Origin of the sequence: Sulfitobacter sp. M85 (assembly GCF_029285915.1) — a bacterium.
GTDB classification, from domain to species: domain Bacteria; phylum Pseudomonadota; class Alphaproteobacteria; order Rhodobacterales; family Rhodobacteraceae; genus Sulfitobacter; species Sulfitobacter faviae.
On sequence record NZ_JABECQ010000004.1, the window covers coordinates 319,374 to 332,845 of the forward strand.

The following is a 13,472-nucleotide window of genomic DNA, read 5'->3' on the forward strand; positions in this document are numbered from 1 at the left end:
TTCTTTGCATGTTCACACCTGTAGCACGCTCGAGACCAAAAGCTGCGTATAGCCGTGCTGCGGGTCGTCGAGCACCTGATCGGTCAGGCCGGTTTCCACCACATGGCCATCCTTCATCACCATCAACCGATCCGCCAAGAGCCGCACCACCGCTAGATCATGGGTCACGATGATCGCGCTCAGCCCCATCTCGCGCACAAGCCCGCGCAGCAGGTCGAGCAGCCGCGCCTGAACGCTCACGTCCAGCCCGCCCGTGGGTTCGTCCATGAAGACCAGCCGCGGCCCGGTCACGAGGTTGCGGGCGATCTGCAAACGCTGCTGCATTCCGCCAGAGAAGGCCGAGGGCCGGTCGTCGATCCGGTCCTCGTTGATCTCGACCCGGCCCAGCCAATCGGTGGCACTGGCGCGGATGTCGCCATAGTGTCGCGCACCCACAGCCATCAGCCGCTCGCCGACATTGCCGCCCGCGCTCACGTTCATGCGCAGCCCGTCGCGGGCGTGTTGGTGCACAAAGGCCCAATCGGTGCGCGACAGCATCCGGCGCTCCGGCTCGCTCATTGTCACCGTGTCGCGCAGCCCATCGGCGCGGGTGTCGAAACGCACGGCCCCGCGATCCGGGGTCAGATGCCCGGCTAGCGCGTTGAGCAGCGTCGACTTGCCCGAGCCGCTTTCCCCGACGATCCCCATGACTTCACCGGGGTAGAGGTCAAAGCTGACATCGGTGCAGCCGATCCGCGCGCCATAGAATTTCGCGATGTTTTCAACTTGCAACAAGGGGGTCATGCCATGCCCTCCACCACAGGTGCCGCATCCGCGCCGCGATGTCCGGCGGCCTGACGGGCCGCGCAATAATCGGTGTCGGAACACATGAACAGACGCCCGCCTGCGTCATCGACGATCAACTCATCAAGATAGCTGTCCTCGGCCCCGCAGAGGCCGCAAGGATGGTCGGCCTTGCTCGCCTCAAAGGGGTGGTCCTCGAAATCCAGCGAGACGACCTGCGTATAGGGCGGCAGCGCATAAATCCGCTGCTCGCGCCCCGCGCCGAAGAGTTGGATCGCGGCCATTTCCAGTTTCGGATTGTCGAATTTCGGGATCGGCGAAGGGTCCATCACATAGCGCCCCTCGACCTTGACCGGATAGGCATAGGCCGTGGCAATCGCGCCGTGCTGGGCGATGTCTTCGTAAAGTTTCACATGCATCAGCCCGTATTCCTCCAGCTCGTGCATTTTGCGGGTCTCGACCTCCGAAGGCTCAAGAAAGCGCAGCGGTTCGGGGATTGGCACCTGATAGACCAGCACCTGATCCTCGCGCAGCGCGGCTTCGGGGATGCGGTGGCGGGTTTGGATGACGCTGGCCTCGGCCGTGGCTTCGGTCACGGCGACGCCAGCCGTCTTTTGGAAAAAGCGGCGGATCGAGACGGCGTTGGTCGTATCATCCGCCCCTTGGTCGATCACCTTGAAGGTATCCTCGGGCGTCAGCACCGCGGCAGAGACTTGCACGCCACCAGTGCCCCAACCGTAAGGCATCGGCATCTCGCGGCTGGCAAAGGGCACCTGATAGCCCGGGATCGCCAGCCCTTTCAGGATCGCGCGGCGGATCATCCGCTTGGTCTGCTCGTCCAGATAGGCAAAGTTGTAGTCGTTCATGCCTCGGTCCTCATGCCTGTCTTGGTCACACTGTGTCATGGCAGGGTTCATTCCGCGGCCTCCCGTGGTGCGTCTTGCGCCGCGGCTGTCGCCTCGCGGCGCAGTTTGCGGATCAGTTCGAGTTCGGATTGGAAGTCGACGTAATGGGGCAGTTTGATATGCTCCAAGAACCCCGTCGCTTGGATGTTGTCGGCGTGGTAGAGCACGAATTCCGCGTCCTGCGCCGGCGCGCCGAGGTTGTCTTCGCCCAACTCCTCCCAACGCAATGCCCGGTCCACCAGCGCCATGGAGATCGCCTTGCGCTCGGACATGCCGAAGACCAGCCCGTAGCCGCGGGTGAACTGCGGCGGCTCGGTCTTTGAGCCTGCGAATTGGTTCACCGTCTCACATTCGGTCAGCTCAACCTCGCCGATCTCAATGGCGAAACCCAGTTCGGGAATATCCATTTCGACAGCGACTTTGCCGATGCGCAGTTCTGCAACGAAAGCGTGGTTGCGGGCATAGCCGCGCTGCGTGGAATAGGCCATGCCGAGCACGAAGCCCTCGTCGCCGCGGGTCAGCGCTTGCAGGCGCAGGTCGCGGGTGGCAGGGAGTTCCAAAGGCTCGCGCGTCAGGTCGCGCGGCGGGGCCTTGCTGTCCGTGTCGCGCTGCATCAGCCCTTCGCGGTCGAGGAATTCCATGATGTGCGGCGTCTCCGCGGGCGGTTCGGCCTCGGGCGCTTCGGGGGCCGGGGGCACCTCACCATCGGCGGCGAGTTTGAAATCCAGCAGCCGGTGCGTGTAGTCGAAGGTCGGCCCCAAGACCTGCCCGCCCGGCGCATCCTTGAAGGTGGCCGAGACGCGGCGATCGCAGGCCATGGTGCCGGTGTCCATCGGGCGCGAGGCACCGAACCGCGGCAGGGTGGTGCGATAGGCGCGGATCAGGAAGACCGCTTCGATCAGGTCGCCGCGCGCCTGTTTGATCGCCAGCGCGGCGAGGTCGGGATCATAGAGCGAGCCTTCGGCCATCACCCGGTTCACCGCCAGCGTCATCTGCTCGCGAATTTGCGCGACGCTGAGTTCCGGCACCTTTGCGTCACCGCGCCGCTCTTCGGCGAGCCATGCGTGGGCGTTGTCGATCGCCCGCTCGCCGCCTTTTACCGCTACATACATCAGGACACCTTTGTGCTTCGGGGCAGCGCCGCCAAACGGTCGCCGCAGGTGAAAATGAAGTCCAGCCCACGCGGGAAGAGCGCCGCGTTCTGCTGAAAAGCGGCGCGCTCGGGCAGCGACAGTGCCGCGCTGTCTTTGATGCCGGGGCCGGAGAGGGTCGCGCCATCGCCGCGCAGATCATCCAACTCGACGATCAGCGTGGCAGAGCGGTCGGGGTAGGCGGCGGTCCCGAGGGGGAAGTCGCCGCGCGGCAGGTCGTCCCAGGCGCCCAAGGCGAATTGCGCCGCAGTTGCGGGGGCGAAGGGTGCGCCGGTGTGGAAGGTGATCCAGTCGCGCACTTCGGGTCGGTCGAAGCCGGGCGCGAGGTAGAGCGGCGTTTCGGGATCGCAGAGCGTCAGCAGGACGACCCCGGCGGCGGTGGAGAGACCCGCAGGCGGTTCGGCCCCGGTCACGCTGTTGATCTCCCCCGGTTTGGCCATGGCGTTCATCACCGCGCGAAAGGCAAAAGCGGCGTCTTTGGGCGCGTCGCGAAACCCGCCTGTCAGCGATAGGGTCTGCATCAGTCTTCTCCCCTGACCATGGTGAAAAAGTCGACCTTGGTGGCGGCGGCCTTGGCGGCCCGGCTGGCGCGGCGCTGGCCCTCGATCTCGGCCAGCGGGTCGAGCAGTTTGGCGCGGACCTCATCCGCCGCATCGCCCTGCATCAGCGCGTCGGTAAGGGCCGCTTGCAGCGCCTTGTCGCGGCTGCGGCCCTGCACATAGGCGTGGCCGTCTACCCCATCCGTCAGCCGCACCGAACAGCGCGTGACCGACATCTCACCCATGTTGAAGGCATCGCCCACAGCGCCCATCCGGCCCCGCAGCATGACGCCGCCGATCTCAGGCGCGCGAAGCACCTCATGGGCGGGCAGGGGGCCGAAGCCCTCCCATAGCCGGGCGAGATCGCGGGCCTCGGCCCGTGCGAGCAGGCCCATCCACGCCTGCCTGTCGCGGGACTTTTCCTTGGTTTCAACCGTCATCTAGACACCTTGTGCATTTGTCTAATTTACTATACAACTAGACAAGTATTAGCCGCTGGCCTTCCGCTGGCGCAAGCTTGGATATGTGAAACTTCTGCGACATGGCCCGTACTGCGATCTGGAAAACCATCACCGCCGCCCTGACCCACGATATCGCTGCGGGGAAATACGCCCCCGGTGACCGGCTCCCGACCGAGGCGCAGTTGGCGGCGCGCTTTGGGGTCAATCGCCACACGGTGCGCCGCGCGATCAGCGACATGAACGAGAGCGGGCTGACCTATAGCCGCCGGGGCGCGGGCGTCTTCGTGGCGCAGCGGCCCACGGACTATCCCATCGGCAAACGGGTGCGCTTTCACCAGAACCTCGCGGCGGCGGGGCGGGTGCCAGCCAAGGAGGTTTTGACCTTGGAGACCCGCGCCGCCTCGGCCCATGAGGCCGCGCAGTTGGGGCTGGAGGGCGAGGCGCAGGTGCATGTCTACGAGGGTTTGTCACTGGCCGATGAGCAGCCCATCGCGATCTTCCGCAGCATCTTTCCCGCCGCGCGGTTTCCTGCCCTGTTGGCGGCGCTTGAGGCCAGCCGTTCCGTCACCACCGCCTTGGCGCAGGGTGGGGTGGTGGATTACATCCGCGCCTCGACCCGGCTGACGGCGAAGCTTGCCACTGCCACGCAGGCGCTGCATCTGCGGCTGTCCGAAGGCGCGCCGATCCTGCGCTCGGCGGGGATCAATGTGGACCCCGAGGGCGTGCCGGTGGAATACGGGGTGACGTGGTTCGCGGGTGACCGGGTGACGCTGACGCTCAACCCCGGCGACTAGCCGTATTTCTCAAGAAACGCTTCGGCGGGCAGGGTTTGGAAGTCCTTGAGCGATGCTTGCAGTCGATCATGCGGCCAATCCCACCACGCCAATTCCTCCATCCGCGCGGCGATGCTTTCGGAAAAGCGGCGGCGCAGCGGTTTGGCGGGGATGCCGGCGACGATCATATAGGGGGCGACATCGCGGGTGACGATGGCCCCGCCTGCCACCACCGCGCCGTGGCCGATGGTTACCTCGGGCCGGACCTGCGCGCCGTGGCCCAGCCATGTGTCATGGCCAATCACCGTGCGGCGGCTGCGGCGCAGGGCGAACCAGTCGGCGTCATCCTCGGCCCCGTCGAAGTAGTCCCCGGCGCGGTAGTGGAAGTGGTGCAGGCTGGCCTTTTCCATCGGGTGATCGGTAGCCCCGATACGCACACTGGCGGCGATATTGCTGAACTTGCCGACTTGCGTGTTGGCGATGTCGCACCAGCGGTCGCAATAGGAGTAATCCCCGATCTCGGAATGGGCGAGGCGCGTGGCGCGCCCGATCTCGACATAGCGCCCGAACTGCGTGTCAGTCACTTCGCAGTCCGGGTGAAGGAAGGGCGCATCCGCTTTGAGACGCGCCATCAGTGGTCCGCCTCATTGCCCGCGATCAGTTTGCGGCGCAGCCAGCCCGAGAAGCTGTCCATCGCCACGACCATCAGAATGATCAGCACGATGTAATAGCTCACCTCCTCCCAATCCTTTTGGGTGATGATCGCTTGGGTCAGCAGCAGGCCAATGCCGCCGCCGGTGATCGCGCCGATGATGGTGGCGGACCGGGTGTTGGATTCCAGATAGTAGAGCACTTGGCTCAGCAGAACCGGGGTGATCTGCGGGATGACGCCAAAGCGGTAGCGTTGCACGGGGGCGGCCCCGGTGGAGGCGATGCCTTCGATCTGTTTGTCATCCACATTCTCAAGCGCCTCGGAGAAGATTTTGCCGAAGGTGCCGGTGTCTGTCAGCAAGATCGCCAGCGATCCGGTCAGCGGGCCGGGGCCAAAAGCGCGGGACAATACGATGGTCCAGATCAGCCCGTCGACCCCGCGCAGGAAGTCAAAGAGCCGCCGCGCGGCAAAGCGCAGCGCGCCAAGCGGAGAGAAGTTCTTGGCCGCAAGAAACCCCAGCGGCAGGGCGATCATCGCCGCGCCAAAAGTGCCGAGGAAGGCCATGAGAACGGTCTCGACCAGCGCCCAAGCCACATCGCCGTGACGCCACATCTTGTTGGTCCAGAAGTCCTGCCAGATCGCGCCGTATTCACCGCTGCGCAACAGCTCAAGCGGGGACATGCCGTAGTAGGGGCTGTCGAGCGTGAAGAAGAACAGCTCCCACCCGTTGAAATAGCGGAACACCTCGGCGCGGTTGCGGGTGATCGTCAGGCGGCCTGCCTCCGTGGTCACGGCAAGACGGTTTTTCGAGGCGTTGATCCACGCGGGCAAGGGGCCATCGGGCAGGGTGGCGTTGACGCCGCTGCGCCCCGGTGTGGCGGTGATCAGCCCGTAGCCCGGCACGTCATAGCGCACTTCCGGTCCCAGTTCGACGGTGTGCCCGTTGCCCAGCTCGACGATAGAAGTCTCGCCCAAGGTGACCCAATCGGGGGCGGTGCCGGGTGCATAGCGGCCCTTGCGCTCCCCTTCGATGGCGATCTCCATCTCGCCGTTGCGGTTGTCGCGGGCGACATGGGTTTTGTAGCTATAGCTGTCGGCCACCAGCGTCTTCATGTTCGACACATTGATGCGGTCACCCAGCCCGGCCACGTCGAAGGCAAAGAAGACGTAAGTGAGATAGGCAAGGATCAGCACCGGGGCGGCAAGGCTCGCCATGCGTTTGCGCCGGAAGCTACGGCTGGCGACCTGCTGAGCGGGGAGGGTGGAAGCGGTAAGGTCGGTCACAGGATGGCTCCCTTGTCCTTATAGGCGCGGCCATGGGTCAGCCGATCGCGGAAATGGCTTGAGACTTGGTCGACGATGATGATGGTGCCGAAGAGCAGCAGAAAGATCGCCGCCGCCTCGTCGAATTTGCCTTGGCCCCAAGACATCGTGTTGCGCAGGTCATAGCCGATGCCGCCTGCGCCGACGAAGCCAAGGATGGCCGAGGCGCGGATATTGATCTCGAACCGCAGCAGCGCGTAGGAGAGGTAGTTGGGCGCGACCTGTGGCACGACGCCCAGCACCATGCGTTGCAGCCAGCCTGCGCCGACGGAGGCAAGGCCGTCGACAGGTTTAAGAGAGGCGTTCTCATTCACCTCGGAAAAAAGTTTGCCGAGCGCGCCCACGGTATGCAGCGCGATGGCGATCATCGCGGGCACCGGGCCGCCGCCCAGAAGGAAGATCAGCACCAGCGCGACGACGATCTCAGGCACCGCGCGCAGCACGTCCAGCAGGCGGCGCAGCGGCGCTACGAGCCACGGCGCGGGGGCAAGGCCGCGGGTGGCCAGAAGGGCAGCGAAGAAAGCCAGCAGCGCGCCGATCAGCGTGGCGGCCCCGGCGATGTTCACCGTCTCGATCAGAGAGGGGAGGTATTTCACGAAATAGCCGGGCAGCAGATGGATGCGCTCCCAAGCCTCGCCCAGTACATCGGCGGGGAAGTCAAAGATATTGGGCAGCCCGTTCCAGAACCCGCCTGCGTTGCGGGCATTGGCGGTGCCGAAACCGCCGATCAGCAGGGCCAGGAAAACGACCAGCAGGATCATGTTCATCACCCGCTTTTGTCGGGTGTGGGCAAGGTAATCCGCCGTGATCTGCGGTGCGGTGGTGGTCTGGTGCATCTGTCGTCCCCCTATGACGACAGGCCCCGACAATCGTTGTCGGGACCTGCCAGATGTCTTGTAATCGCTGCGATCAGTTGGATTTCGCCTTGCGCGCTTCGACGATGGAGACATAGGCGTCATGCGCGATCGGATCGAAACCAAGGCTCTCGCCCGCGGCCACGCCGTAGGCGCAATCGGCGTCTTTCTCGTGCAGTTCATCCACCAGTTGGGTCATCGTCGCCTTGACCTCTTCAGGCAGGGCCTTGCGCAGCACGACCGGGCCTTCGGGGATCGGCTTGGAGCGCCAGATTTCCACCAGGTCGTTCATGTCGACGAGGCCCGCGTCCACGGCTTTGCGCAGCGCGCCGGAGTTGTAGCCGTCTTCCCAGTTGCCCTGACCGTCGGCCCATGTCACGCCGCCGTCGACGTCACCGTTGTTGACCGCGACGATGGTCTGCTCATGGCCGCCGGTGAATTTCACTTCGCCGAAGTAGTCGCCGGATTCCATCGTGGCACCAGTGGTCTGGGGGATTTCGATGGAGGGGATCAGGTAGCCCGAGGTGGAGTTCGGATCGCCAAAGCCAAAGACCTTGCCCTGCATGTCTTCGAGGCTCTCGATGCCCGCATCTTTGCGCGCAAAGCCGATGGAGTGATAGCCGTAGGAGCCGTCGAGGTTGATCTTGACCAGCACCGGCTCGACCGCTTCGGGGTCTTGCAGATGCACGGCGGCATAGGCCGAAGCGCCCAGCCATGCCATGTCGAGCGTGCCGCCCAGCAGACCTTGGATCACGCCGTTATAGTCGGCCGGGGCAAAGAGTTTGGCCGGAACGCCAAGGCGCTCTTCGGTGTAGCCGCGCAGACATTCGTAGGAGTTCATCCGGTCCTGCGCGTTTTCCCCGCCGAGGATGCCGATGCGGAATTCGTCGATCTCGGCACTTTGGGCCATGGCGGTGCCGGTGAGGGCCGTGGTTGCCAAGGCGGCGGCGATGAGCTTTTTCATTGTGTCGTCTCCGTTTGCAAAAAATGCCCTTTGGGGCGGGTCTTGTCAGGCTGGCACTTTGTCCAGCGTTTCGATCTCGGTTGAGGTGGCGGCTTCGGAAAAGCTGCTGTCCGCACCGTAGATTTCGCGGGCCATGCCGGTGGTCAGCTGCTCGGGCGTGCCGTCAAAGACGATCTTGCCGTCGCGCATCCCCACCACGCGGTCGCAGTAGCGGCGCGCGGTATCCAGCGTGTGAAGGTTGGCGATGACCATGCGGCCATCTTCCTCGTGAATGCGGCGCAGCGATTGCATCACCACCTGCGCGTTCATCGGGTCGAGGCTGGCGATGGGTTCATCCGCCAGAATGATCTGCGGGTCCTGCATCAGGGCGCGGGCGATGGCGACGCGCTGTTGCTGCCCGCCAGAAAGCGCCTCGGCCCGTTTGGGCGCGTGCTGCGCGATGCCCAGCCGGTCGAGGATTTCGATGGCGCGGGTGATGTCGGCATCGGGGTAGAGGTTGAAGATGCTGCTCAGCGTCGAGCGGCGGTTGAGCGTGCCATGCAGCACGTTCGATACCACATCCATCCGTGGGACGAGGTTGAACTGCTGAAAGATCATCGCGCATTCCGCCTGCCAGCCGCGCCGGGCCGCGCCGCGCAGGGCGGTCACATCGCGCCCCTGAAACAGGATCTGCCCCGAGGAGGCATCGGTCAGCCGGTTGAGCATCCGCAGCAGGGTGGATTTCCCCGCGCCGGAGCGCCCGATGATTCCGATCATCTGCGGCTTGTCGACCTCTAGGTTGGCGCGGGCCACCGCTGTGTTCGCGCCGAATGTTTTGGTCAGTTCAGAAATGACGAGCATAAGTCCCCCGGGGTTTGCGGGGCGAGCTATCGCAGCGGTGAATGTCACGAATGTTTAAGTTTGACGAAGCTTTTGTAACGCGTCCCTTTTTGCGGAACGGCTGCCTAAGTCCGCGCGTTTGTGCTTGTTTTATAGGCGCTTGTGCGATGGTGCCGGTGCTGCGCATGGGGCAAACGAGCGGGGCTGCGAGGGCCTAAGGGCCGGTTTTATGCAATGAAATAAGGGCCTGCGAAATAGAGCTTGCGGAACAAACTGGGCGGATTAATGCTTTCTCTCACAAGGCGGTTCAGATAGGGCCGCATCTGGTCAGGCCGTGCAATTGGCGCAGCGACCGTTAAGATCTTTGGCCGGATCACCGCGCGCGCAGTGTCCTCCACCCGCGCCCCCTATGGTGAGACAGGCCCCCGACAAGCATTCAAAGGAGCGCGTTCATGGACGCCCAAGTTATCGCATTTCTGATTCTGCTGCCGATCACGCTGGTTTTCGTCTACGCCGGCATCCACGAGTTTCGGCGCTACAAAAGCGAGGGCAAGGCGAACTACGGGCTGGTCTTTGACGAGGAAAGCGGCACCACCCATGTCAGCGGCATCGCCGAAGACGAAGACCCGTTCGACCCCGAAGACTTTGACCCCAACGATTACAACGACCCCGAAATCAAAACCGACACGGATGAGCGCAAATCGTGAGCGCGAAGCGCCTTTGCGCCGCGATGCTGCTCTGGCTGGCGCTGCCCGCGAACGCTGACACCCCCGCCGAGATCGTGATCTTGGGCGAGGTGCATGACAACCCCCATGCCCATCTCGAACAGGCCGCTGCCCTAAAGGCGCTGCGTCCTACGGCTGTGGTGTTCGAAATGCTCACCGCCGAAGAGTCGGCAAAGGCCGACGCCGATCGCAGCCAGATTGCGCAGGCTTGGGCGGCGAGCGGGTGGCAGCACTTCGATATCTATGCCCCCATCTTTGACGCTTTGGGAGACGCCCGCATCATCGGCGCCGCCGCCCCGCGTGAGGCTGTGCAACGCGTGTACAGCGAGGGGGCAGCCGAGCTCTTCGGGCCTGAGGCGGCGCGCTTCGGCCTCGACCAGCCCTTGCCGGAGGATCAGCAGGCCGGGCGTGTAGAGTTGCAATTCGCCGCCCATTGCGAAGCCATGCCGCGCGAGATGATGGGCGGGATGGTCGCCGTGCAGCGCTACCGCGACGCCACCTTCGCCCGCGCCGCGCTCAACGCGCTCGAAGCCTACGGCCCGCCGGTGGCCGTGATCACCGGCAATGGCCACGCCCGCACCGATTGGGGCATTCCCGCCCTCATCGCCCAAGCCGCGCCCGAAGTCACGACCCATGCCATCGGCTTTGTAGAGGCCGAGACCGCGGTGCCTTTCGATGAGGCCCGTCTCATCCCGCCCGCCGAGCGCGACGCCCCCTGCAACGCCCTGATCGAGAACTAAAGGACAGGCCCATGTATCTTGCCATGAACCGTTTCACCGTATTGACCGAAAACGCCGCCGCTTTCGAAGAACTATGGCTGAACCGTGAAAGCCACCTGAAGGAGAGCGAGGGCTTCGTGTCCTTCCACATGCTGAAAGGGCCGGAGGCGGAGGGGACGATTCTCTATGCTTCTCACACCGTTTGGCAAAGCGAAGCACATTTCCGGGCTTGGACCACCAGCGACGCCTTCCGCGCGGCCCATGCGCGGGCGGGGCAGACCCGCAAGCTGCATGAAGGCTCGCCCCGGTTCGAGGGCTTCAGCGCCATTCAGAAGATCGACGCGGAATGACGCTTGGGGGCCGGCTTTTCTATACTTGACTAAAATAATCGGATTAAGTAGCCGTTAAGGGAGCCCGGTCTTTTTGCCGGGGGAATGAACGACTTTACGCCGAAACCGTCCAAGCCACCGCGCGTCGGAAGCCCGGATGTCAATGGAAAGGAGCCCGCCCCGTGAGGACACCCGTGACCACGCCCGAGCCAATGAGCCATGCCCGGCTACAGACCCCATCCAACAACAGCTGGCGCGATATCGCGCTCGGCAGCAGTGATGCCGCAGCCTGCGAAGGCTTCGGCCTTGAGCATCTCATCGATCTGCAACGCGCCCGCCAAATGGGAGAGATGGCATGAGCCTGATGCAAAAACTGCCCGATCCATCGCCCGCCGCCCAACCGGCCCAAGAGGCTGTGCATGATGCCCGCGCATTGGTGCCCAATGGCTCGACCGCGAATATCGTCTTGGACGGCCAGACCTATACGCTGCGCATCACGCGGGCGGGCAAGTTGATCCTGACCAAATAAGCCTGCGCGCTGTTTCAAAGCGCGGCTTGCCCTGTGGGCGCGGCGTCTTTACTGACGCGCCATGCCCTGCCGTCTTTGCCAACTTTTGCCGCTGACATGCTGGCCCTGCTGAGCCTGTTCTTCGCGGCGCTGCTGGCGGCCACCCTGATCCCCGCGCAATCCGAAGCGGTGCTTTTGGGGCTGATGTGGTCGGGCGCTCATGCCTCGGCGCTTCTGTGGCTGGTGGCGACGCTGGGCAATGTGCTGGGATCGCTGCTCAATTGGCTGCTGGGGCGCTACCTCAGTCATTTTGCCGATCACCGCTGGTTTCCCTTTTCGGCCAAGCAGATGGCCCGCGCCTCTGGCTGGTATCGCCGTTGGGGTTATTGGAGCCTGCTGGCCAGTTGGGTGCCGATCATCGGCGATCCGCTGACCTTGGCCGCGGGCATGTTGCGCGAACCGCTTTGGCGGTTTCTGCTGATCGTCACGCTGGCCAAGGGCGGGCGTTACCTCGTGCTGATCCTGATCGCCCGCGGGGTTTTGTGACCCTCAGTGCGGGGTGATCCCTTCGAGCGGCGGCAGCGGGTTGGGCGCGGTCACAAGATGGGCGCGGCGCTTTTCGTAAAAGGCATTGCCCCCCGCCGTCACCACATAATGCATGTTGTTGTAGTTCGCATTGTACCACGCCGCGTGGAAGAATTTTGCGCGGGTGACTTTCGGATGCCGCTCCCCCTGAAGCACGGCAAGTGCCGTGGCGCGGGCCAGCGGGGCGCCGCGGTCGGTCATCGGTTTCGTCATCACGCCGGGGGCGAATTGATTGGGCTGACCGACCACGCCGCAGACCGTGTCAGGGAAGGCGTCGGAGTGGACGCGGTTCAGCACCACCGTCCCCACGGCCACCATTCCGTCGCGGCTGGAACGGTTGGATTCGAAATACATCGCGCGGGCCATACACTCCACCTCATCCGCCGGAACCGCGACGACTTCGGTCTGTTTGCCACCACAGGCGGCGAGCAGGCCAAGGCCCAAGATTAAAGCGGCAGTGCGGATTTTCGGGGGCTGAACGCGCATGGGCGGCCTTTCTGGCTGAGGGGGCAGGTGGCGGGTAATTTTCCAGCAAACGCGGGCAGAGGCAAGACCCGCGCCCGGCTCCGGCGGTATCCCTCCGGGCGGGGCGCGCGGGGGGCGCTTGGGCTGGGGATTGATCTAGTGTAATGCTTGGTAAAACAGTCATGATCGCAGCAGGCCGCCCTATGAAAGTCACCTACCGGGATGTGAAAACCGACATCCTGTCAAAGATCACCAAGGGCGAGTGGCCGTTGGGCAGCCTTGTGCCCAATGAGGTCGATCTGGCCGAGACCTATGGCTGCGCCCGGGCGACGGTCAACCGCGCCATGCGCGAATTGGCCGAAGAGGGGTTCATCGAAAGGCGGCGCAAGGCGGGGACGCGGGTGCGCATGGCCCCGCTGCGGCAGGCCCGTTTCGACATTCCGCTGGTCCGGGCCGAGATCGAAGAAAAGGGCGCCGACTACCGGTATTCGCGGGTCAGTCACGCGGTTGAGCCTGCGCCCGACTGGCTGCGCGCCCGGCTCAAACTGGACGCGGGAAGCGAGGCATTGCATCTGGTTTGCATGCATTACGCCGATGGCGACCCCTATCAATTTGAGGACCGTTGGATCAACCTCGCCACCCTGCCGCAGGCGCGGGAGGAGAGTTTCACCGAGGTCGGACCGAACGAATGGCTGATCTCGGCCATTCCCTTTTCGGATGTGGAGATCAGCCTCTCCGCCGGACTGGCCGATCAGCGGCTGAGCGAATACCTCGCCTGCGGCTTGGGCGATCCGGTTTTTACCGTCGAGCGGTCGACGTGGTGGGAGGGGCAGGCGGTGACCTATGTGCGGCTGTCCTACCGTCCCGGCCACCGCCTGACCACGCGCTATTAAACTGCCGCCGCCGCGGGTGGGCGG

General features: G+C 64.2%; 19 protein-coding genes. 8 read left to right on the forward strand and 11 right to left on the reverse strand.

Going from position 1 to position 13,472, the window contains the following annotated elements:
- Positions 1-12: 12 nt before the first annotated feature.
- The 5 genes from phnK to phnG are packed head-to-tail and all read right to left on the reverse strand — an operon-like array spanning position 13 to position 3,818.
- Positions 13-783, reverse strand: a complete 771-nt coding sequence (phnK, locus tag HKX24_RS10235; protein WP_271691901.1) for a phosphonate C-P lyase system protein PhnK — start codon at positions 781-783, stop codon at positions 13-15.
- The gene (locus HKX24_RS10240) at positions 780-1,649 is read right to left on the reverse strand and encodes an alpha-D-ribose 1-methylphosphonate 5-phosphate C-P-lyase PhnJ (RefSeq protein WP_271691900.1); all 870 of its coding nucleotides are present in this window, start codon (positions 1,647-1,649) and stop codon (positions 780-782) included. The genes phnK and HKX24_RS10240 overlap by 4 nt, the downstream gene beginning before the upstream one ends.
- A gap of 47 nt (positions 1,650-1,696) precedes the next feature.
- On the reverse strand, positions 1,697-2,800 hold the full coding sequence (locus HKX24_RS10245) for a carbon-phosphorus lyase complex subunit PhnI (protein WP_271691898.1): 1,104 nt from the start codon (positions 2,798-2,800) through the stop codon (positions 1,697-1,699).
- Entirely contained in the window at positions 2,800-3,360 is a 561-nt protein-coding gene (gene phnH / locus HKX24_RS10250; RefSeq protein WP_271691897.1) for a phosphonate C-P lyase system protein PhnH, read from the reverse strand. Before phnH ends, HKX24_RS10245 begins: the two co-directional genes overlap by 1 nt.
- Positions 3,360-3,818, reverse strand: a complete 459-nt coding sequence (gene phnG, locus HKX24_RS10255) for a phosphonate C-P lyase system protein PhnG (protein WP_271691896.1) — start codon at positions 3,816-3,818, stop codon at positions 3,360-3,362. The genes phnH and phnG overlap by 1 nt, the downstream gene beginning before the upstream one ends.
- A gap of 101 nt (positions 3,819-3,919) precedes the next feature.
- Here phnG and phnF point away from each other — a divergent pair, with 101 nt between their 5' ends.
- Entirely contained in the window at positions 3,920-4,633 is a 714-nt protein-coding gene (gene phnF, locus HKX24_RS10260; protein WP_271691895.1) for a phosphonate metabolism transcriptional regulator PhnF, read from the forward strand.
- Here phnF and HKX24_RS10265 read toward each other — a convergent pair.
- The 5 genes from HKX24_RS10265 to phnC form a co-directional block, all read right to left on the reverse strand.
- On the reverse strand, positions 4,630-5,244 hold the full coding sequence (locus HKX24_RS10265; protein ID WP_271689403.1) for a chloramphenicol acetyltransferase: 615 nt from the start codon (positions 5,242-5,244) through the stop codon (positions 4,630-4,632). The two genes, phnF and HKX24_RS10265, sit on opposite strands and share 4 nt — an antisense overlap.
- On the reverse strand, positions 5,244-6,479 hold the full coding sequence (phnE, locus tag HKX24_RS10270) for a phosphonate ABC transporter, permease protein PhnE (protein WP_271693844.1): 1,236 nt from the start codon (positions 6,477-6,479) through the stop codon (positions 5,244-5,246). The genes HKX24_RS10265 and phnE (HKX24_RS10270) overlap by 1 nt, the downstream gene beginning before the upstream one ends.
- 65 nt (positions 6,480-6,544) lie before the next feature.
- Positions 6,545-7,423 (reverse strand): phosphonate ABC transporter, permease protein PhnE, encoded by an 879-nt coding sequence (gene phnE / locus HKX24_RS10275; protein ID WP_271691894.1) that lies wholly within the window; start codon positions 7,421-7,423, stop codon positions 6,545-6,547.
- Positions 7,424-7,496: 73 nt separating this feature from the next.
- Positions 7,497-8,405 (reverse strand): phosphonate ABC transporter substrate-binding protein, encoded by a 909-nt coding sequence (phnD, locus tag HKX24_RS10280; protein ID WP_271689405.1) that lies wholly within the window; start codon positions 8,403-8,405, stop codon positions 7,497-7,499.
- A 45-nt stretch (positions 8,406-8,450) separates the two neighbouring features.
- On the reverse strand, positions 8,451-9,245 hold the full coding sequence (gene phnC, locus HKX24_RS10285; protein WP_067261353.1) for a phosphonate ABC transporter ATP-binding protein: 795 nt from the start codon (positions 9,243-9,245) through the stop codon (positions 8,451-8,453).
- 431 nt (positions 9,246-9,676) lie between these two features.
- Here phnC and HKX24_RS10290 point away from each other — a divergent pair, with 431 nt between their 5' ends.
- From HKX24_RS10290 to HKX24_RS10315, 6 genes are all read left to right on the forward strand, one after another.
- Positions 9,677-9,931 (forward strand): hypothetical protein, encoded by a 255-nt coding sequence (locus HKX24_RS10290; protein WP_209217383.1) that lies wholly within the window; start codon positions 9,677-9,679, stop codon positions 9,929-9,931.
- On the forward strand, positions 9,928-10,689 hold the full coding sequence (locus HKX24_RS10295; protein WP_271691892.1) for a ChaN family lipoprotein: 762 nt from the start codon (positions 9,928-9,930) through the stop codon (positions 10,687-10,689). The genes HKX24_RS10290 and HKX24_RS10295 overlap by 4 nt, the downstream gene beginning before the upstream one ends.
- Before the next feature lie 11 nt (positions 10,690-10,700).
- On the forward strand, positions 10,701-11,018 hold the full coding sequence (locus tag HKX24_RS10300; protein WP_271691890.1) for an antibiotic biosynthesis monooxygenase: 318 nt from the start codon (positions 10,701-10,703) through the stop codon (positions 11,016-11,018).
- A gap of 161 nt (positions 11,019-11,179) precedes the next feature.
- Positions 11,180-11,356: a hypothetical protein gene (locus tag HKX24_RS10305; protein ID WP_271691889.1), complete on the forward strand. Its 177-nt coding sequence runs from the start codon at positions 11,180-11,182 to the stop codon at positions 11,354-11,356.
- A gap of 5 nt (positions 11,357-11,361) precedes the next feature.
- Positions 11,362-11,526 (forward strand): hemin uptake protein HemP, encoded by a 165-nt coding sequence (locus HKX24_RS10310; protein WP_082851946.1) that lies wholly within the window; start codon positions 11,362-11,364, stop codon positions 11,524-11,526.
- Positions 11,527-11,622: 96 nt separating this feature from the next.
- A complete protein-coding gene (locus HKX24_RS10315) occupies positions 11,623-12,051 on the forward strand; it encodes a YqaA family protein (protein ID WP_271691888.1) in 429 nt (142 codons plus the stop codon).
- A 3-nt stretch (positions 12,052-12,054) separates the two neighbouring features.
- Here the strand turns inward: HKX24_RS10315 and HKX24_RS10320 are convergent, their stop codons facing one another.
- Positions 12,055-12,576: a cell wall hydrolase gene (locus tag HKX24_RS10320; RefSeq protein WP_271691887.1), complete on the reverse strand. Its 522-nt coding sequence runs from the start codon at positions 12,574-12,576 to the stop codon at positions 12,055-12,057.
- A gap of 182 nt (positions 12,577-12,758) precedes the next feature.
- Between HKX24_RS10320 and HKX24_RS10325 the strand changes: the two genes are divergently transcribed.
- The gene (locus HKX24_RS10325; protein ID WP_271691885.1) at positions 12,759-13,448 is read left to right on the forward strand and encodes a UTRA domain-containing protein; all 690 of its coding nucleotides are present in this window, start codon (positions 12,759-12,761) and stop codon (positions 13,446-13,448) included.
- Positions 13,449-13,472: the final 24 nt, after the last annotated feature.

Bases quoted from the DNA above. Each gene is read 5' to 3' on its own strand.
- phnK (WP_271691901.1), bottom strand. From the start codon at position 783: ATGACCCCCTTGTTGCAAGTTGAAAACATCGCGAAATTCTATGGCGCG.
- HKX24_RS10240 (WP_271691900.1), bottom strand. From the start codon at position 1,649: ATGAACGACTACAACTTTGCCTATCTGGACGAGCAGACCAAGCGGATG.
- HKX24_RS10245 (WP_271691898.1), bottom strand. From the start codon at position 2,800: ATGTATGTAGCGGTAAAAGGCGGCGAGCGGGCGATCGACAACGCCCAC.
- phnH (WP_271691897.1), bottom strand. From the start codon at position 3,360: ATGCAGACCCTATCGCTGACAGGCGGGTTTCGCGACGCGCCCAAAGAC.
- phnG (WP_271691896.1), bottom strand. From the start codon at position 3,818: ATGACGGTTGAAACCAAGGAAAAGTCCCGCGACAGGCAGGCGTGGATG.
- phnF (WP_271691895.1), top strand. From the start codon at position 3,920: ATGGCCCGTACTGCGATCTGGAAAACCATCACCGCCGCCCTGACCCAC.
- HKX24_RS10265 (WP_271689403.1), bottom strand. From the start codon at position 5,244: ATGGCGCGTCTCAAAGCGGATGCGCCCTTCCTTCACCCGGACTGCGAA.
- phnE (WP_271693844.1), bottom strand. From the start codon at position 6,479: ATGGCGAGCCTTGCCGCCCCGGTGCTGATCCTTGCCTATCTCACTTAC.
- phnE (WP_271691894.1), bottom strand. From the start codon at position 7,423: ATGCACCAGACCACCACCGCACCGCAGATCACGGCGGATTACCTTGCC.
- phnD (WP_271689405.1), bottom strand. From the start codon at position 8,405: ATGAAAAAGCTCATCGCCGCCGCCTTGGCAACCACGGCCCTCACCGGC.
- phnC (WP_067261353.1), bottom strand. From the start codon at position 9,245: ATGCTCGTCATTTCTGAACTGACCAAAACATTCGGCGCGAACACAGCG.
- HKX24_RS10290 (WP_209217383.1), top strand. From the start codon at position 9,677: ATGGACGCCCAAGTTATCGCATTTCTGATTCTGCTGCCGATCACGCTG.
- HKX24_RS10300 (WP_271691890.1), top strand. From the start codon at position 10,701: ATGTATCTTGCCATGAACCGTTTCACCGTATTGACCGAAAACGCCGCC.
- HKX24_RS10310 (WP_082851946.1), top strand. From the start codon at position 11,362: ATGCAAAAACTGCCCGATCCATCGCCCGCCGCCCAACCGGCCCAAGAG.
- HKX24_RS10315 (WP_271691888.1), top strand. From the start codon at position 11,623: ATGCTGGCCCTGCTGAGCCTGTTCTTCGCGGCGCTGCTGGCGGCCACC.
- HKX24_RS10320 (WP_271691887.1), bottom strand. From the start codon at position 12,576: ATGCGCGTTCAGCCCCCGAAAATCCGCACTGCCGCTTTAATCTTGGGC.
- HKX24_RS10325 (WP_271691885.1), top strand. From the start codon at position 12,759: ATGAAAGTCACCTACCGGGATGTGAAAACCGACATCCTGTCAAAGATC.